Below are 17344 nucleotides of genomic sequence, written 5' to 3' on the forward strand. Positions count from 1 at the left end.
CGAATCGCTCCGCGATGCAGGCATTCCAGCGCCTTGCGATGCACCGCACCAGACGCCGCGGCCTCTCCGATCCTGATCCGCCGGACACACCCTAGAGCGGCAGCAGATCCGGCCGCTTCGCCTCGACGTGGTCGCCGGAGGACTCGCCGCGCAGTCGTCGGCCGATCCACGGGACCAGGTATTCGCGGGCCCACTGGACGTTGTCGCGCCGCGCGTCGAAGGGGCTGCGCTGGGCCTGCGGAGGCCAGGGCTGGTCGGGGTCGGCGGGCACGTCGTGGCCGAGGACCTGGGCGGCGCGCAGGGCGACGCGGGTGTGGCCCTCGGGCGACAGGTGCAGCCGGTCGGCGTCCCACGCGCGCCGGTCCTGGACGGACCGGAGCGACCACAGGTCCAGTACGGGGCACCGGTAGCGGTCGGCGATGGCCCGCAGGTGGACGTTGTACGTGGCGATCTTGCCGCGCATGTGGCGCAGCACCGGAACGCCCCGGGTGTCGAAGCCGGTGGTCACCATGACCGTGCCGACGGCGTTGCTCAGATCGGCGACCGCCCGCTCGTAGCGCTCGGCGAGGTCGTCGGGGTCGGTGCCGGGCCGGATGATGTCGTTGCCGCCCGCGCAGAAGCTGACCAGGTCGGGGGCCAGTTGCTTGGCGCGGGGGACCTGCTCCGCGACGATCTGGTCGAGGAGGCGTCCGCGTACGGCGAGATTGGCGTAGCGGAAGTTCCCGTGCGGGGAGTCACCGGGGACGGACGCCTCGTCGGGAACGGGGAGCCGGTCCGCCAGGAGCACCGCGAAGCGGTCCGCCCAGCCGACGAAGGTCCCGTCCGGGCCGGGGTCGCCGACGCCCTCGGTGAAACTGTCGCCGATCGCCGCGTACGACCCGATGGTGTTCTGCCGGTTGTTTCTCGAATCGTCTGCCACAACCCCGTATCCTGCACCGTTCGATGTGACCTACGCGACCGTAATATGGGGTTGACGGGTGGTGAGATAGACCACCCGGTCAGTTTTCGGTAAAGGCGGAATAAGCCGAGGGGTGATGTGCTGTCGCGCATCACCCCTCGCCCTTCTCGTCGTGCCGGATCAGACGGAGACGCCGTGCTGGCGCAGGTACGCGATCGGGTCGACGTCCGAGCCGTAGCTCGGGCCGGTGCGGACCTCGAAGTGCAGGTGCGGGCCGGTGGAGTTTCCGGTGGAGCCGGAGAGGCCGACCTGCTGGCCGCCGGTGACGGTCTGGCCGACGGAGACGTTGAGGGCGGACTGGTGGGCGTACTGGGAGTACATGCCGTCCTCGTGCTTGATGACGACCTCGTTGCCGTACGAACCGCTGTTGCCGGCCGAGACCACGGTGCCCGGTCCGATGGCCAGGACGGGGGTGCCGGAGGCGGCCTGGAAGTCCGAGCCGGTGTGGTAGCCGCTGGACCAGCTGGCGCCCGAAGCGCGGTACTGGGTGGTGACGTTGGGGTTGGCCAGCGGGGCGGACCAGCCCGATCCGGTGGCCTGGGAGGAACCGGTCTGCGCCGATTCGCCGGAGCCCTCGGAACCGTCCGCGGAGACCGTGTCGCCCCGGGGGGCCTCCTGGGGCGCGGCCTTCGGAGCCGGTGCGGCCTTCTTCGGCGCGGCCTCGGGGGCGGCGGACTTCGCGGCCGGGGCGGAGCCCTCGGCGCCGAGGGTCAGCTTCATGCCCGGGTGGATCAGGCCGGGGTCGTCGCCGACGGTGGAGCGGTTGTCCTGGTAGAGCTTCTCCCAGCCGCCCTTGACCTTGTGCTCGGCGGCGATCTTCGAGAGGTAGTCGCCGGAGACGACGGAGTACGTCTTGGAGGAGGCCGCGGCGGGGGCGGCGGCCGGGGCGGTGTGGGCGGCGGCGACCGAGGCGGCGGCGGGCTTCACGGCCGGGGCCGCCTGGTCCGCCGCGTTGGCGGCGGTGGCGCCGATGAACGGGAGGGCGAGTGCGGCGCCACCGGTCCCGGCGGCGAGGACGCCGCGGGAGATCGGGCCGGACTTCGGACGGCGGTGCTTACCCTGTGCGGGCATGGGGGATTTCCTCTCCGGCGCCTGCGAGGTGAGCTGTCGGGTTCGGGCTGGAGATGCCCGGTCGCGTTGCGGCGACTTCACCCCGAGCCGGTCCGGATCGCTCCGGGCCGGCGGCTTACCTGGTTCCCCCGCTCCTGCCACGTCTGTGTGGATGGGTGCGAATTCCGGGCGGCGGCAGGATTAGGCGGTCCGTCCGGATTGACGGTGACCGTAAACCGGCCGGGACGAGTGGAACAAGCCATCGGTTGCCCGGCGGAATCACCGATTCGACGGCGTCCGGGATTTCCCGTCACACTCCGTGGATTACGGATCTTGAATTTCCGCACGGGCCGGGGGAATGCCCCTGGGCGCGTTCACCACGGTCCGTCACCGATATGATCCCGCTCACCCCCGAATTCCCATCTCCCCCGTTAGCGGGGCATGTTCACCGAAATACACCAATACGGACAGGGGGTGGGCGGCGCCCTGACGCCGGGTCGGCCACGGTCGGCGCCAGGGGCCGCCCCGGGGGGCGTGAACCGGGATGATTTCCTGCCGAATCCATGTCGTATCGTCACGGGAGCGCCCTCGCCGGCGAGCCGCGCCGGCGCCAGAGACCCCAGGAGCCACCGTGACGCAGCAGGTGCCGCAGGTCCCTCCGACAGAGACCGTGCTGAGCGGAGTCCGCAACTTCCGCGACGTGGGCGGGCTCCCCACCACGGACGGGCGGCGCACCGCCTTCGGCCGGCTCTACCGCAGCGGCCACCTCGCGCACGCCACCGCCGAGGACGCGGCCTTCCTCGGCGGGCTGGGACTGCACACGATCTTCGACTTCCGCCACTCCGCCGACCACCGGCTCGACGGGTACGACATCGAGCTGCCCGGTGTCCGCAACATCAGCATTCCGCTCTCGGACCCGGCCGACGGCGCGGAGTTCTGGCGGCTGGTGGGCGACGGCAACATCGAGCAGCTGCGCTCGGTCCTCGCGGGCGGCAAGGGGGTGGACCGCATGATCCGGATGTACCGCGCGACGATCGAGGAGCGCACCGCCGAGCACAGCCGGGTCCTGCACGCCTTGGCGGAGGACAGCGTGCCGGCGCTGATGCACTGCGCGGCGGGCAAGGACCGGGCCGGCCTCTCGATCGCGGTCGCCCTGCTGGCGGTGGACGTGGAGAGGGAGGCGATCGAGGAGGACTACCTCAAGTCCAACGACCTCCACCGCCGCTACGCCGTGAAGCGTTCCGACACCTCCGAGTCCGGCATGTCGCCCGAGGTGGTGGAGCTGCTGGATCCTCTCTTCGGGGCGCGGCCCGCCTATCTCGCGGCGGCTTTCGGGGCCATCGAGGAGAACTGGGGCACGACGGACCGCTACCTGGCCGAGGGGCTGAAGGTCTCCGCGGCGACCCGGGAGCGGCTGCGCGAGCGCCTGCTCGACCAGGGCTGAACGCCCCGGCGGCGGGCCACCCCCGGGCGGGCCCTCACTTGCTCCCGGCCACCACGAAGAGCACGTAGAGGAAGCCCGCGACGACGTGGCCCGCCACCAGATAGGCGAAGAGGCGGATGATGAGGCCGCGCGGCATCCGCTTCTCCTGCGGATCCTCGCCGGCCCGGCGTCCGGGGCCCAGCGGGTCGTAGTGTTCGGAATCGGACATGACGGTCCTCTCTGTCGGCCTCGCGGCCGGTGGAGCGAAGGGCGGATCCGGCGGTGAGCGCCGGTCAGCGCGGGTGGAGCCCACTGCCGAGGCAGAGCTCGGCGGCGGGACTCTGCAGCAGGGAGTGGACGAAGAGAAGCTCCGCGCCGCAGCGGTCGACGGCCGCGATCCGGTGCGGGGTGAGCGAGTCGAAGTGGGCGCTGTCGCCGGGTTCGAGGTCGTGGACGGTGTCGCCGAGCCCGACCCGCAGCCGGCCCTCCAGGACGTACAGCCACTCCTCGCCCGGATGGACCCGGACCAGGTCGCCCTGGGCCCCGTGGGGGACGCGCACCCGCAGCGCCTGCATCGCACGGCCGGAGCCGCCGGCCTGCCGGTACATCCAGCCGTCGGCCTCCGTCCCCGCGAAGGGGCCGCCGCGTACGATCGCGTCACGTTCGGGCGGCTGCTCGCCGAGCAGCTCGGAGACCGTCGTACCGTAGATGCGGGCGAGCCCCAGCAGCATGGGCAGCGAGGGCTGCCTGCGGCCGGTCTCCAGCCGGGAGAGGTGGGCCGGGGAGAGCCCGGCCCGGCCGGCGGCGGTCTCCAGGGTGAGACCGCGGGCGCGGCGCAGGTCACGCAGGCGGGGTGCGACGCCGGGGAGCTCGTCCGGCGCCCCTTCGTCCGGAGGGTTCATGGAACCATTGGGCCAGGATCTTTCCTCAGAGGCAAATAACTTGCCCCAGAGGCAAATAACCCTCGCCTCCCGGGCCGGTCAGCGGTCGGCCACCGCCTGTTTGACCAGCGTCCGGCCGAAGTCCCACATCAGTCCACCGCCGCTGTGCGCGTCGTCCATGACGGAGGTGAACGCCGTCACGAAGCGGTCCACCTCCGCGTCCCCGATGATCAGCGGGGGGATCAGCTTGATCACCTCCAGGCGGTCGCCGGACACCTGGGTGAGGATGCGGTGCTTCCGGAGCAGCGGTACCACGACCATCTGGGCGAAGAGGCCCTTGCGGGCCGCCTGGAGCACGGTCCAGCGGCTGCGGAGCTTCAGCGAGGCGGGCCGGCCGAACTCGATGCCGATCATCAGCCCGCGCCCGCGCACCTCGTGCAGCAGCTCGTAGCGGTCCACCAGGGCGGCCAGCCGCTCGCGCAGCAGGTCGCCGGTGCGGCGGGCGTTCGCCACGGTCTCCTCGTCCTCCATGACCGCGAGGACGGCGAGGCCGGCCGCCATCGCCTGGGCGTTGGACCCGAAGCTGGCGGAGTGGACGAGGACGCGGTCCATCGAGGAGTAGACCTTGCGGAAGATCCAGTCCTTGCCGAGGGTCGCGCCGACCGGCACGTAGCCCCCGGAGAGCGCCTTGGCCACGCACACCAGGTCGGGTTCCACGCCCTCCTCGTGCTGGTAGGCGTAGAAGTCCCCGGTCCGGCCCAGGCCCGTCTGGACCTCGTCGGCGATCAGGAGCGCCCGGTGCCGGTGCAGCAGCTCCTGCGCCTCGCGCAGATAGCCGGGCGGGGCCGCGTGCACGCCCTTGCCCTGGATGGGCTCGACGACCAGCGCCGCCACGTCGCCCCGCCCCAGCTCGCGGCGGAGCGCGTCCAGGTCGCCGAGCGGGACGGCCGTGTCGGGCAGCAGCGGGGCGAAGCCGTCGCGGAAGCCGCGTTCCCCGTTGACGGACAGGGCTCCGGTGGTCAGCCCGTGGAAGGCGTGGTCGCAGTAGAGGACCCTGGGCTTCCCGGTGGCGTACCGCGCGAACTTCAGCGCCGTCTCGACCGCCTCCGTGCCGCTGTTGCCGAAGAAGACCCGGTCCAGATGCGGGCTGTGGGCCAGCAGCCTCTCGGCGAGCAGGCCGGGCAGCGGCTGGCAGTCGAAGCGGGTGAGGTCGGCGAGCTGGGCGTCCAGCACGTCGTGCAGGGCCCGGCGGACGACGGGGTGGTGGCGGCCGAGGCCCATGACGCCGAACCCGGCGAGCATGTCGAGGTAGTCGTCGCCCTCCGCGTCCCAGAAGTACGCTCCCTCGGCCCGCTCGTAGACCTTGTCGAAGCCGATGGTGTGCAGCATGCGCGGCAGCTGGTGGTTGAGGTGGCGCGCGTGCAGGTCGTACCGCTCGGCCCCGCGCTCGGCCAGGAGCCGTGCCAGGTCGAAGCCCTGGCGTCCGCCGTCCGTCATCGCCCGCTCTTCTCCTTCGAGGTGCTGCCGCACAGGGCCGGGGAAGTGCTGCCGCGCGGGTCCGGCCGCCCCGGGGGCGCCGTGGCGGCCGGACCCGCCGCGTCGGTCACCGGCTCACCGGTTGCTGCTGACGGTCTCCCGCGCCGCGCGCAGGGACTCCTTGAGGGACCCCATGGTGGCCAGCACCGCCGTGGGCTCGTAACCGCAGTGCGCCATGCAGTTGGCGCAGCGCGGGTCCTTGCCCCGGCCGTACTTCTCCCAGTCGGTCTCCTCGATGAGCTGCCGGTACGTCGGTACGTAGCCGTCGTTCATGAGGTAGCAGGGGCGCTGCCAGCCGAAGAGGGAGTAGTTGGGGATCGCCCAGGCGGTGCACGGGAAGTCCGCCTTGCCCTCCAGGAAGTCCAGGAAGAGCGGCGAGTGGTTGAGCCGCCAGCGGGCCCGGTTGCCGCCCGCGAACGCCTTCCTGAACAGCTCCCGGGTCTGCTCGACGCCGAGGAAGTGCTCCTGGTCGGGTGCCTTCTCGTAGGCGTAGGCGGGCGAGATCATCATCTCGTCGACGTGCAGGTCGTCGTTGAGGTAGTCGAGCACCTCGATGATGGTCTGCGGGGTGTCGGTGTTGAAGAAGGTGGAGTTGGTGGTGGTGCGGAAGCCGCGCCGCTTGGCTTCCTTCATCGCGGCGACGGCCTCGTCGAAGACGCCCTCCTTGGCGACCGACTCGTCGTGCCGCTCACGCAGTCCGTCGATGTGCACGGCGAAGGCGAAGTACGGGGACGGGGTGAACTTGTCGAGCTTCTTGCGCATCAGCATCGCGTTGGTGCAGAGGAAGACGTACTTCTTCCGCGCGACGAGCTGGCGCACGATCTCGTCGATCTGCGGGTGCATCAGCGGCTCGCCGCCGGCGATGGAGACCATCGGGGCCCCGGATTCGAGTACCGCGCCCACCGCCTGGGCGACCGGCATGCGCTGCTTCAGCACACCGGCCGGGTGCTGGATCTTCCCGCAGCCCTCGCAGGCGAGGTTGCAGGCGAACAACGGCTCCAGCTCGACGATCAGCGGGAACTTCTCACGCTTGCGGAGCTTCTGTTCGAAGAGATACGTCGCGACCTTGATGGACTGACGGAGCGGCATGGCCATCTGGCTCACCTCCTGGGGAGCGTTGAGGATCGGTGCCATTCGTGGAAAGCCGGAAGGACGGCACGAAGAACGAGGAACGCCGATATTCCACCGCGTACGGTGCCGATGCGGACGAGCTCATGCTCTGGAGCGTCCACGACCACCCGGACGGCCGCAACCGGACGGGGCCCGTGGCACAGGGCGGTACGCAGGGTCGCGGCGGACTCCATGTCGACCGCGACGGCCCCGCCCGCCCGCAGCGCGGCCCGCTCGGGCCCCCGTACGACGTGGTCGGAGCCGGTGAGGGGGCCGGTGTGGACCGTGCGGCCGGGGAAGGCGCGGGAGAGGGCGGCGACCAGGACGCCGGTGCCCGTACAGGGGGTGGTGCCGTCGGCGTCGCGGGTCTCCTCGGCGACGACGAGGTCTCCGGGGTGCATCCCCGGGGCGAGGCCCGCACAGAAGCCGGAGGCGACCACCGCCGCCTCGGGGGCCCCGCCGGGCCCGAGGGCCCGCGCCACGGCCGCCTCCGCCGCCCGCGGCCCCATCCCGGTGCGCAGCACCCGGAGCGGGCCCGGGGCGCCCCGGGCGCTGCGCAGGGCCGCCTGCTCGATACCCAGGGCACAGGCGACCAACAGCGGCGGCACCGTCCCCCCGGGCCCCCGCGGATCGCCCATCAGGCCCCCTCGGCGGCGTCCGGGCGGGCGGCGAAGGGCTCGCCGTGCACGAAGCGGCCGAGTGCGGTGAGGGGGAAGACCTGGCGGTAGAGGTGGTAGTTGATGGAGAAGTCCCAGGGGAAGCCGGTGCCGGTGAAGTACGGCTCGTCCCAGGAGCCGTCGGCCTGCTGCGCCTCGGTCAGCCACAGGACGCCCCGGGCGACGGAAGGGGTGTCCCGGCGGCCCGCGGCGAGGAGCGCGAGCAGCGCCCAGGCGGTCTGGGAGGCGGTGGACTCGCCGTGCCCGATCCACTTCTCCTCCTGGTAGGAGCGCAGGTCCTCGCCCCAGCCGCCGTCGTCGTTCTGCACGGACTCCAGCCAGGCGACGGCCCGGCGGATCGCGGGGTGCCCCGCGGGCAGCCCGGCGGCGATCAGGGCCGGCACCACGGACCCTGTGCCGTAGACGTAGTTGACGCCCCAGCGGCCGAACCAGGCGCCGCACGCCTCCTGTTCGGCGAGCAGCCACTCGACGCCCTCGCGGGTACGGGGGTGGCGCGCGAGCCCCTCGACGGCGAGCATCTCCACGACATGGCCGGTGACGTCGGCCGAGGGGGGATCGATGACCTCCCCGAAGTCGCAGAACGGGAGGCGGTTGGGGAAGGCGCTGGTGTTGTCGGCGTCGAACGCTCCCCAGGCCCCGTTCCGGGACTGCATGCCGAGGCTCCAGCGGACCCCGCGTGCGATGGCCGCCTCCAGGCGGGCGGGATCGGGATGGCGCACCCGGCGCAGCGCCAGGACGACCTCGGCGGTGTCGTCGATGTCGGGGTAGTTGTCGTTGTGGAACTCGAACGCCCAGCCCCCGGGGGCCAGTTCGGGCTTGCGCACCGCCCAGTCTCCGGGACGGGTGATCTCCTCGGCCAGCATCCAGTCCGCGGCCTTCACCAGAGCGGGGTGGTCGGGTCTGAGTCCGGCGTCGGCCAGCGCGATGGTGGCCAGGCAGGTGTCCCAGACGGGCGACTGGCATGCCTCGACCATCCGGGCGCCGTCCTCGCGCCGGACGGCGAAGCGGTCGAGGGAGGCCAGGCCCGCCTTCATCACCGGGTGGTCGAGGTCGTAGCCGAGGAGGTGCAGGGCGATGATGGAGTAGACGGCGGGCGGCTGGATCCCGCCCCAGCAGCCGTCGTTCTCCTGGCGCTCGATGATCCACCGGGCGGCCGCGTTCATCGCGATCCGGCGCACCGGGCCCGGGGCGACCTTGTGGTAGAGGTGCAGCCCCTTGTCGAGGCGTTGGAAGAGCCCGTCCCAACTGGTGGGCGGGGCGAGCTTCCTGGGCGGGTTGGGGTGGTCCGGGTCGGTGTGCAGCTCGTCCAGGGGGAAGGGCGCGGGGCGTACCGGGCGCTTGGCGGAGACGATGGTGAGCGGCACGATGGTCTGCCGGGCCCAGCAGCCGAAGTCGTAGATGTTGAGCGGAACCCACTTGGGGAAGAACATCAGCTCGGGCGGCAGTTCGGGGAGGTCCTCCCATTTCCACCAGCCGAACAGGGCGAGCCAGATGCGGGTGAAGACGCGGGCGGCGGCGATGCCGCCCTGCTCCCGGATCCAGCCGGAGGCGCGTGCCATGTGCGGCTCGTCGGGGCGGTCCCCGGCCAGCCGCAGGGCGACGTACGCCTCGATGGTGGCGGAGAGGTCGCCGGGCCCGCCGTAGAAGGTGTTCCAGGTGCCGTCGCCGAGCTGTTCGCCCCGGATGAAGAGGGCGGCCGCCCGGGTGGTCGCCGCGTCCTGGATCCCGAGGAACTGGCGCAGGAGCAGGTCCTCGGCGTCCATCGTGACGTTGGTGGCGAGGTCGCCCTTCCACCAGCCCTGCTCGTCCTGTCTGCCGAGGAGGTGCTCCACCGAGCGTTCCGCGGCCCGTCGCGCGGCGGCGGTGACGTCGTCCGCGGGAGTGGTGACGTCCTCCGTGGCGGTGGTGGCGCCGTCCGTGGCGGTGGTGACGCCCTCCGCCAGGGTGGTCGTGTCGGTCGGACCGTGGGCCATGGCCCTGACGGGGTTCGCGGCCCCGGTCGATCCGTCGGTCGTCGCTGTCATGAGCTTCCCCTTACGTGCAGTCGGTTCTCTGCTGTGCTGGGGTCTCCGTCGGCCGACGCCCCGTCAGGGGCGCCGGCCGGCGACTGCGAGTCATATGCGAAGCGTGGTCATCTCTTGCGTACCACCACGAAGTCGGCGAGTTCGGTGAGCTGTGCGCGCACCCGGTGCGGCATGTCGACGGCGTGCAGCGCCTCGATGGCGATCGCGTGCTGACGACGGGCTTCCTGGGCGGTCCACTCGCGTCCGCCCGCCTCCTCGATGAGCGCCGCGCGGGCGGCGAACTCCTCTTCGGAGAAGCTGTCGAAGTCGTTGCTCTTGGCGTCGGCGGCGAGCAGTTCGCCCAGCCGTTCGGAGGCCTCGCCGCCGGCGGCGAGCGCCGCCACGACGGGCAGGGACTTCTTGCGCTGGCGCAGGTCGCTCCAGGTCTGCTTGCCGGTGGACTCCGGGTCGCCCCAGATGCCGAGCAGGTCGTCGACGGCCTGGAAGGCGAGACCGAGGTGGTAGCCGTACGCCTCCAGGGTGTCGGCGGTGCGGTCGTCGGCGCCGCCGAGGACCGCACCGATGGAGACCGCGCAGGCCAGCAGGGCGCCGGTCTTGTTGCCCTCCATCTCCAGGCACTCCTCGACGGTGACCCGCTCGCGGTGCTCGTAGGAGATGTCCTGGGCCTGCCCGTCGATGAGCTTGCGGCTGGCGGTGGTCAGCCGGCGGGCCGCGCGGCCCGCCTCGGCCGTGCCGAGCTCCAGCAGCAGGTCGTAGGCGAGCGCGAAGAGCGCGTCGCCGACCAGGATCGCCTGGGCGGGTCCGTGCACCTTCCAGACGGTGTCGCGGTGGCGGCGCTGCTCGTCGCCGTCCATCAGGTCGTCGTGCAGCAGCGAGAAGTTGTGCACGAGTTCGACGGCCACGGCGCCGGGGATGCCGGCCTCGGCGGGGGCGCCGGCCGCCTCGGCGGACAGCAGGGCGAGCGCGGGGCGCACGGCCTTGCCGCCGTCGCCGTCCGAGGGCCGCCCCTCGGCGTCGATCCAGCCGAAGTGGTAGGCGGCCACGGTGTCCATGGGCGGTGCGAGCCGGTCCACGGCAGCCCGCAGGACCGGCGCTGACAGGGCTCGTCCACGCTCCAGAAGCGCGGTGACGTCCGCGGTGTCCACCACGGTGTCGACAGCCGGATTCGCCGGGGTCACTGACTCTCCTCTTGTTCCGGTGGTACTGCTCATGCCGCCTCCTGCAGCGGATGTCCTGGGGGGCGGCCGAGGCCGTGGAGGGCCGCGTCGGCGGCGGCGGCGCCGCTGCGCACGGCGCCCTCCATCGTCGCGGGCCAGCCGGTGTCGGTCCAGGCCCCCGCCAGCTGGAGGCCGGGCAGCCGGGTGCGGGGGCCGGGGCGCAGCCGTCCGACGCCCGGGGTGGGTGCGAAGGTGGCGGTGCGCTCCCGGGTGACGAAGAAGTCGCGGATGCCGGCGCCGCGCGCGGCGGGCAGCAGCCGCTCCAGCTCGGGCAGGTAGCGGGCGCGCAGTTCGGCGACGGGCAGGTCGATCTCGTCCTGGGCGGCCGACTGCGAGACGGCCAGGTACTGTCCGGCGCCGGTCAGCCCCGAGGAGTGGGTACGGTCGAAGACCCACTGGACCGGGGAGCCGATCGCGGCGAAGAACGGCCTGCGCAGCACCTTGCGGTCGTAGACGACGTGCACGTTCAGGATGGGCGCGTTGTCGATGTCGAGCAGCAGCTCGGGCTCGTCCAGCGCCCCGGCGGGCAGCAGGTCGTGGGTCTCGGTCTGCGGCACGGCGAGCACGACGGTGTCGGCGGTGATCCGCTCCCCCACCCGCTCCACGGCCCAGCGGCCGTCCTCGGTGCGGGTGAGGGAGCCGACCTTGGCGCGCAGCTCGGTGCGGACGCCCGCGGTCTCCAGCGCCTTGCGGGCGAGGGTGTCGTGCAGGTCGCCGAGCGGCACGGTGGCCCAGCCGATGTCGGCGGCGCCGGGATCGGAGAGCAGGCCGGTCCGGAAGACCTTCGCCGCGAGCGCCATGGAGGCGTTCGGGGCGGTGGCGTTCAGCGTGGCGACGCCGACGAGGTCCCAGAGGGCTTCGATGGTGCGTTCGGACTGGCCGTGGCGGCGCAGCCAGGTGGCGAAGTCGATCCGGTCCAGCTCGGGGTCGGCGGGGTCCAGGCGGCCCAGCGCGAGGGCGGCGCGGCCCACGCCCGCCTTCTCGGCGAGGGAGAGGTGCGGGTAGGCGGCGAGTCCGCCGGCCAGGTGGAACGGCACCGGCAGGGCGGTACGGCGCAACCGTCCCAGGCGGGGCCCGGCGGCCCGGCCGACGTCCAGCACGGGCACGTCGAGGCGGTCCTGGAGCGGGGCCAGGGAGGCGCCGTCGATCCGGTCGAGGAACCAGCGGTAACCGGTGCAGCAGCGCAGGTAGACGTGCTGGCCGTTGTCGACGGTGAGGTCGCCGCGCTGGAAGGAGAAGGCGAGGCCGCCGAGGCGGGGGCGGCCTTCCAGAAGGGTCACGTCGAGTCCGGCGTCGGCGAGCCGGAGCGCCGCGGTGACGCCGGCGAGGCCGCCGCCGACGACGACGCCGACGGGGCGCGTGCTCTCGTCGCTCATCCCTGCCCCTCTCGCCGGATGGTGGCCCTGTTCCGGGCGCTCACCATGAGGATCGTCGCAGTCGGTGACGCGTCGGGCCACCGGAGGGTTGCCCGGGGGCCGGGTCCGTACGGGGGCATCAGGCACGCCCCCTGGCGGTGAGACGGGAGACGTGGCGGGCGTCCATACCCGACAGGCCGCGCACCGCGACGTACGCCTTCTCGTGGCCGGGCAGCGAGACCCGGCCGCGCAGGACGGCCCCGGGGTCGCGTTCGATCCGGTCGAGGAGGCGTCGGTAGATGCCGGCCATCGCCGCGACGCACGCGCCGCTGCGGCGGTCGAGCATCGGCAGCAGCCGGTAGCCCTCGGCGAACAGGGCGCGGGCCCGGCGGACCTCGAAGTGGACGAGGCCGGCGAAGTCGGAACCGGTGGGCGGGGCGGCCCGGTGGAAGCCTGCCGAGCAGCCGAATTTGGCCAGGTCGTCGGCGGGCAGGTAGGTGCGTCCGTTGCCGGCGTCCTCGCGGACGTCGCGCAGGATGTTGGTGAGCTGGAGGGCGAGGCCGAGGGTGTCGGCGTACTCCGCGGCGCGCTCGGTCCCGGGGGCGCCGGGCGAGGTGCCGAAGACGCCGAGGCTGAGGCGTCCGATGGCCCCGGCCACGCACCGGCAGTAGGCCCTGAGGTCGCCCCACGTCTCGTAGGTGGCGCCCCGCACGTCCATCAGGACGCCGTCGATCAGCTCGTCGAGCCCGTCGAGCGGGAGCGGGAAGCGGCGGGCGGCGTCGGCCAGCGCGACGGCCACCGGGTCGGTGTCGTCCTCGTCGACGGCGTCCTTGCGGATGCGCTCCAGCAGCTCGCGGGTGCTCTCCAGCCGGCTCCGCTTGGTCTCCGGGTCCAGTTCCCCGTCGCCGATGTCGTCGACGCGACGGGAGAAGGCGTACAGCGCCGACATGGCCTGCCGCTTCTCGTTCGGCAACAGCCTGATGCCGTAGGCGAAGTTACGGGCCTGCTGTCCGGTGACGGCCTCGCAGTAACTGTACGCGGCCTGCACCGGCGGCGACATGGACGTCGTCTGTCCCTCCACGGCGCGGCTCACCTCTCTCCACGTGCTCTGCTCAAGACGGTTCCCACTTCCCGCAGCAGGCGGGTCCTGGTGGACTTCGGCGGTCCGGGCAGGACGTCGAACCCGGCGGCCGAGATCGCGCCCAGCGCGGCGCGGCCGCCTCCGACGAATCCGGCCAGGAGCAGTCTCAGCCTGCCCTCGACGCTGCCCACCAGAGGGGGGCCTTCCTCCAGCAGCTCGCTCGCCCGCTGCGCCTCGTACGCGATGAGGGCGCGTACGGAGGCTCCCGCGGAGGGCGCGGCCAGGTCGGATTCGGTGACCCGGAAGCGTTCCATGTCCTCGGCGGGCAGGTAGATCCGGTCGCGTTCCAGGTCCTCGGCCACGTCCTGGACGTGCTCGACGAGCTGGAGCGCGGTGCAGACGGCGTCGGAGCGGCGGATGCGGTCCGGGCTCGCGGTGCCGGTGAGGGCGAGGACCAGGCGGCCGACCGGGTTGGCCGAGAGTTCGCAGTAGGCGGCCAGCTCGGCGTAGGTGCCGTAGCGGCGGATCTTCTGGTCCTGGCGGTTGGCCTCGATCAGGCCGAGGAAGGGCTCGGGGGTGAGCGCCCGGCGTCGCACGGTGGGGCGCAGGCCGCGCAGCAGCGGGTGGCGCGGATCGCCGGTGGCGGCGAAGACCCGGTGGAGGTCGGCCTCCAGGGCGTCGAGCACGGCGAGGCGGTCGTCGCCCTGCTCCGGCTCCAGACCGAGGTGGCGGACGTCCGAGCCGCCGGGGGCGAGGTCGCCGTCACCGATGTCGTCGACGAGCCGGGCGAAGCCGTAGACCGCCATCAGGTCGTCGCGCCAGGCTCGGGGCAGGAAGAACGGCGCCACGGGGAAGTTCTCGTCCGCGGCCTTGCCGAGGGTGGCGTCGCCGGTGCGCGCCTCGGGGGTGGGGGTCACTGCCTACCGCCCGGCGCGGGGACGGCGGAACCACGTCGGAGCTGGAGATCTTCCGTCAATGCCGTCACATCTCCCGTTCTACACTGCTGACCCAAAACAACCCTTTTCGGACACGCCGCTCATTCTTTCGAGTGCATTGCGGCAAAGCGGGCGGTGCCGGGGCGATTCGCCCTACTCGCCATGAATCAGCACCGCTACAGCCTACGTTGTACAGCTCACAGGGGACCGGCGGGGTGGAGTGCCCGCTCCACTCCCCCGCCCGTACCTGTCAACTTTCCCCGCGCATGGCGGGGATGGCCTCATCCGCCGGGAGGAGATCGATCCCGGCGCGTACTGCGAACGCCTCCGGCCGGGGCGGGCACGGCGCGGCCCCCGCAGGACCGGTCCGGCGGGGGCCGCGGCCGGGACGCCTCCCGGCGCTCGGACTACTCGCTACTTGCCCGTCTCGCGCTCGTACGCCTTGAGGACTTCCTCGGTGGGGCCGTCCATCAGGAGTTCGCCCTTCTCCAGCCACAGCGCGCGGTCGCAGGTGTCCCTGATCGACTTGTTGTTGTGGCTGACCAGGAAGACGGTGCCCGCCTCCTTGCGCAGCTCGCGGATGCGCTCCTCGGAGCGCACCCGGAACTTGCGGTCGCCGGTGGCCAGCGCCTCGTCGATCATGAGGACGTCGTGGTTCTTGGCGGCGGCGATCGAGAAGCGCAGCCGCGCCGCCATACCGGAGGAGTACGTCCGCATCGGCAGGGTGATGAAGTCGCCCTTCTCGTTGATCCCCGAGAAGTCCACGATCTCCTGGTACCGCGCGCGGATCTCGTCGCGGCTCATCCCCATCGCCAGACCGCCGAGCACGACGTTGCGCTCGCCGGTCAGATCGCTCATCAGCGCCGCGTTCACCCCGAGCAGGGAGGGCTGGCCGTCCGTGTACACGTGGCCGGATTCGGTCGGCAGGAGGCCGGCGATGGCCCGCAGCAGCGTCGACTTGCCGGAACCGTTGGTGCCGATGAGGCCGATGGCCTCGCCCCGGTAGGCGGTGAAGGAGACCCCGCGCACGGCGTGCACCTTCCGTACGCCGCGCTCCTCGCCCTTGCCGCGCCGCAGCATGCGGCTCAGCGCGGCGGTGGCGCTGCCCCGGCCGCCACCCGTGCCGTTGACCCGGTACACGATGTGCACGTCGTCGGCGATCACCGTGGGGACGCGCCCCTGTGCGTTGTCATCAGCCACGGCCGTACCGTTCCTCTGCCTTCCAGAAGTACACGAATCCCACGACTCCCAGCAGCACGGCCCAGCCCAGAGCGACGGCCCAGACGTGGTCGGGCAGGTTCTCGGAGCCGTATCCGTCGATCAGGGCGAACCGGACCAGGTCCATGTAGACCGCCGCCGGGTTGTACTGGAGCACGTCGGCGATCCAGGCCGGCTTGTCCTTCAGCATCACCGGGATGGAGAACATGACGCCCGAGGCGTACATCCAGGTCCGCATGACGAACGGCATCAGCTGCGCGAGGTCGGGGGTCTTGGATCCGAGCCGTGCCATGACGAGGGCCAGACCGGTGTTGAAGACGAACTGGAGGAGGAGGGCGGGGATCACCAGGAGCCACGACGGCGAGGGGTAGCTGCCGAAGATGACGGCGACCGCGACCAGCACGATCATCGAGAACAACAGCTGCTGGAGCTGTTGGAGGGAGAAGGAGATGGGGAGTGAGGCCCGGGGGAAGTGGAGGGCGCGGACCAGGCCGAGGTTGCCGGAGATCGAGCGGACGCCCGCCATCACGGAGCTCTGGGTGAAGGTGAAGACGAAGACGCCGGTGACCAGGAACGGCACGAAGACGTCGTGGGAGATCCCCTCCCTGGTCCCCAGGATCAGCCCGAAGATCAGGTAATAGACCGCCGCGTTCAGCAAGGGCGTGACCACTTGCCACAGCTGGCCGAGCTTCGCCTGGCTGTACTGCGCGGTCAGTTTCGCCCGGGAGAAGGCCAGGATGAAGTGGCGCCGGCCCCAGAGCTGTCGCATGTATTCGAACAGCCCGGGCCGGGCGCCGCTCACGGTCAGGCCGTACTTGGCGGCCAGCTGGGCCGCGTCGAGGCCCTCGTCGGCGGACGGCGGGGTCCCGAGGGCTACCCCACCGTCGTGGGTGGTGTCACTCACAAGTTGAAACTCTCGTCTTCACGCGCAGCCAGTCGCGAGCGCGGCTCAGGCGGACAGGTTCCGGAAAGAAAATACGCCTCATGCTCTCAGAGGAAAGCCTCTCAGATGACCGGAGGTCGGCCCAGCCTCGTCAGCCGCCACACCGTACGCCACCTCATCGGGCGACGGGGCCCGCAGGGGGTCGACCAGCCCTCCCCGAACCCCCCGAACCATGCCTTGAGCGCGGGCGGCGACGGGCGTCTGACCAGGGTCAGCAGCAGCCAGACCCCGAGGTAGAGGGGGATCAGCGGGGCCGGCAGGTTCCGGCGGGCGAGCCAGACCCGGTTGCGGGCCACCATGCGGTGGTAGACCGCGTGCCGGGACGGGGCGGTGGTGGGGTGGTGCAGCACCATGTCGGCGCGGTAGTCGATCATCCAGCCCGCGTCCAGCGCCCGCCAGGCGAAGTCCGTCTCCTCGTGGGCGTAGAAGAACTCCGCCGGAAGCGGACCTACCTCGGCGATGACCCGGGTCCGCACGGCGTTGGCGCCGCCCAGGAACGTCGTGACGCGCGAGGAGCGCATCGGGTCGGCGGCCCGCAGCCGGGGTACGTGCCGCCGCTGGGTGGCTCCGGTGTCGGGGTCGGTGATGCGGAAGGTGACGATCCCGAGCTCCGGGTCGGCCGCGAAGGCCTGGCGGCACAGCTCGGCGGTGTCCCGGTTCGGGAGCAGCCCGTCGTCGTCCAGGAAGAGCAGGGCGTCCACGTCCGTCCCGCCGGGGCCGAACGCCTCGATGCCGACGTTGCGGCCGCCGGGGATGCCCAGGTTCTCGGGCAGCTCCACCGTGCGCACCCCGGCGGGCACCGCCGGGACCGGGGCGCCGTTGCCGACCACCACGACCTCGATCCGGTCACCGTGCTGGGCGGCGACCGAATCGAGGAGGGCGCGGAGTTCGTCCGGGCGGTCGCCCATGGTGATGATCACAGCGCCCAGCTTCACG

Annotated in this window: 16 protein-coding genes and 1 riboswitch; of the genes, 1 reads left to right on the forward strand and 15 read right to left on the reverse strand. The window is 72.0% G+C overall.

Annotation, left to right across the window (positions count from 1 at the left end; translation table 11 throughout):
* Positions 1-91: 91 nt before the first annotated feature.
* Together ACH4K1_RS30440 and ACH4K1_RS30445 are read right to left on the reverse strand one after the other, a co-directional pair.
* Positions 92-919 carry an SGNH/GDSL hydrolase family protein gene (locus tag ACH4K1_RS30440; RefSeq protein WP_398092761.1) on the reverse strand — a complete coding sequence of 276 codons (828 nt, stop codon included), beginning with the start codon at positions 917-919 and terminating at the stop codon, positions 92-94.
* Between the two features lie 159 nt (positions 920-1078).
* On the reverse strand, positions 1079-2029 hold the full coding sequence (locus ACH4K1_RS30445; protein ID WP_398092762.1) for a peptidoglycan DD-metalloendopeptidase family protein: 951 nt from the start codon (positions 2027-2029) through the stop codon (positions 1079-1081).
* Between the two features lie 5 nt (positions 2030-2034).
* A riboswitch (cyclic di-AMP (ydaO/yuaA leader) is annotated at positions 2035-2197 on the reverse strand.
* A 442-nt stretch (positions 2198-2639) separates the two neighbouring features.
* On the opposite strand from ACH4K1_RS30445, the gene ACH4K1_RS30450 reads away from it, so the two are divergent.
* Positions 2640-3452, forward strand: a complete 813-nt coding sequence (locus tag ACH4K1_RS30450) for a tyrosine-protein phosphatase (RefSeq protein ID WP_398092763.1) — start codon at positions 2640-2642, stop codon at positions 3450-3452.
* Positions 3453-3486: 34 nt separating this feature from the next.
* Here ACH4K1_RS30450 and ACH4K1_RS30455 read toward each other — a convergent pair whose 3' ends face one another.
* The 13 genes from ACH4K1_RS30455 to ACH4K1_RS30515 all read right to left on the reverse strand — a co-directional run bounded on the left by ACH4K1_RS30455 (position 3487) and on the right by ACH4K1_RS30515 (position 17343).
* A complete protein-coding gene (locus tag ACH4K1_RS30455; protein ID WP_199876463.1) occupies positions 3487-3660 on the reverse strand; it encodes a DUF6126 family protein in 174 nt (57 codons plus the stop codon).
* A gap of 64 nt (positions 3661-3724) precedes the next feature.
* A complete protein-coding gene (locus ACH4K1_RS30460; RefSeq protein ID WP_228989347.1) occupies positions 3725-4333 on the reverse strand; it encodes a helix-turn-helix domain-containing protein in 609 nt (202 codons plus the stop codon).
* 78 nt (positions 4334-4411) lie between these two features.
* Positions 4412-5809, reverse strand: coding sequence for an aspartate aminotransferase family protein (locus ACH4K1_RS30465; protein WP_398092764.1), 1398 nt, complete (start codon positions 5807-5809; stop codon positions 4412-4414).
* Positions 5810-5923: 114 nt separating this feature from the next.
* Complete coding sequence (hpnH, locus tag ACH4K1_RS30470; RefSeq protein ID WP_398092765.1) at positions 5924-6943, reverse strand: adenosyl-hopene transferase HpnH; 1020 nt, start codon at positions 6941-6943, stop codon at positions 5924-5926.
* A 5-nt stretch (positions 6944-6948) separates the two neighbouring features.
* Positions 6949-7596: a 1-hydroxy-2-methyl-2-butenyl 4-diphosphate reductase gene (locus ACH4K1_RS30475; RefSeq protein ID WP_398092766.1), complete on the reverse strand. Its 648-nt coding sequence runs from the start codon at positions 7594-7596 to the stop codon at positions 6949-6951.
* The gene (shc, locus tag ACH4K1_RS30480; protein WP_398092767.1) at positions 7596-9659 is read right to left on the reverse strand and encodes a squalene--hopene cyclase; all 2064 of its coding nucleotides are present in this window, start codon (positions 9657-9659) and stop codon (positions 7596-7598) included. Before shc ends, ACH4K1_RS30475 begins: the two co-directional genes overlap by 1 nt.
* Positions 9660-9766: 107 nt before the next feature.
* Entirely contained in the window at positions 9767-10870 is a 1104-nt protein-coding gene (locus ACH4K1_RS30485) for a polyprenyl synthetase family protein (RefSeq protein WP_228989342.1), read from the reverse strand.
* Positions 10867-12252 (reverse strand): hydroxysqualene dehydroxylase HpnE, encoded by a 1386-nt coding sequence (gene hpnE, locus ACH4K1_RS30490; protein WP_398092768.1) that lies wholly within the window; start codon positions 12250-12252, stop codon positions 10867-10869. Before hpnE ends, ACH4K1_RS30485 begins: the two co-directional genes overlap by 4 nt.
* Before the next feature lie 118 nt (positions 12253-12370).
* On the reverse strand, positions 12371-13291 hold the full coding sequence (gene hpnD / locus ACH4K1_RS30495) for a presqualene diphosphate synthase HpnD (RefSeq protein ID WP_398092837.1): 921 nt from the start codon (positions 13289-13291) through the stop codon (positions 12371-12373).
* 29 nt (positions 13292-13320) lie between these two features.
* Positions 13321-14229, reverse strand: a complete 909-nt coding sequence (gene hpnC, locus ACH4K1_RS30500; RefSeq protein WP_398092769.1) for a squalene synthase HpnC — start codon at positions 14227-14229, stop codon at positions 13321-13323.
* A 432-nt stretch (positions 14230-14661) separates the two neighbouring features.
* Positions 14662-15447 (reverse strand): ABC transporter ATP-binding protein, encoded by a 786-nt coding sequence (locus ACH4K1_RS30505; protein ID WP_073770203.1) that lies wholly within the window; start codon positions 15445-15447, stop codon positions 14662-14664.
* Positions 15440-16369 carry an ABC transporter permease gene (locus ACH4K1_RS30510; RefSeq protein ID WP_228989337.1) on the reverse strand — a complete coding sequence of 310 codons (930 nt, stop codon included), beginning with the start codon at positions 16367-16369 and terminating at the stop codon, positions 15440-15442. The genes ACH4K1_RS30505 and ACH4K1_RS30510 overlap by 8 nt, the downstream gene beginning before the upstream one ends.
* Before the next feature lie 101 nt (positions 16370-16470).
* A complete protein-coding gene (locus ACH4K1_RS30515; protein WP_398092838.1) occupies positions 16471-17343 on the reverse strand; it encodes a glycosyltransferase family 2 protein in 873 nt (290 codons plus the stop codon).
* Between the last annotated feature and the right edge of the window lies 1 nt (position 17344).

The organism is Streptomyces sp. NPDC017448 (genome assembly GCF_044330565.1).
Lineage (GTDB): Bacteria > Actinomycetota > Actinomycetes > Streptomycetales > Streptomycetaceae > Streptomyces.

What these genes read in the sequence shown, in the direction of transcription:
- ACH4K1_RS30445 (WP_398092762.1), bottom strand. Translation starts at nt 2,029, where the DNA reads ATGCCCGCACAGGGTAAGCACCGCCGTCCGAAGTCCGGCCCGATCTCC.
- ACH4K1_RS30455 (WP_199876463.1), bottom strand. Translation starts at nt 3,660, where the DNA reads ATGTCCGATTCCGAACACTACGACCCGCTGGGCCCCGGACGCCGGGCC.
- ACH4K1_RS30460 (WP_228989347.1), bottom strand. Translation starts at nt 4,333, where the DNA reads ATGAACCCTCCGGACGAAGGGGCGCCGGACGAGCTCCCCGGCGTCGCA.
- ACH4K1_RS30465 (WP_398092764.1), bottom strand. Translation starts at nt 5,809, where the DNA reads ATGACGGACGGCGGACGCCAGGGCTTCGACCTGGCACGGCTCCTGGCC.
- hpnH (WP_398092765.1), bottom strand. Translation starts at nt 6,943, where the DNA reads ATGGCCATGCCGCTCCGTCAGTCCATCAAGGTCGCGACGTATCTCTTC.
- ACH4K1_RS30475 (WP_398092766.1), bottom strand. Translation starts at nt 7,596, where the DNA reads ATGGGCGATCCGCGGGGGCCCGGGGGGACGGTGCCGCCGCTGTTGGTC.
- shc (WP_398092767.1), bottom strand. Translation starts at nt 9,659, where the DNA reads ATGACAGCGACGACCGACGGATCGACCGGGGCCGCGAACCCCGTCAGG.
- ACH4K1_RS30485 (WP_228989342.1), bottom strand. Translation starts at nt 10,870, where the DNA reads ATGAGCAGTACCACCGGAACAAGAGGAGAGTCAGTGACCCCGGCGAAT.
- hpnE (WP_398092768.1), bottom strand. Translation starts at nt 12,252, where the DNA reads ATGAGCGACGAGAGCACGCGCCCCGTCGGCGTCGTCGTCGGCGGCGGC.
- hpnD (WP_398092837.1), bottom strand. Translation starts at nt 13,291, where the DNA reads ATGTCGCCGCCGGTGCAGGCCGCGTACAGTTACTGCGAGGCCGTCACC.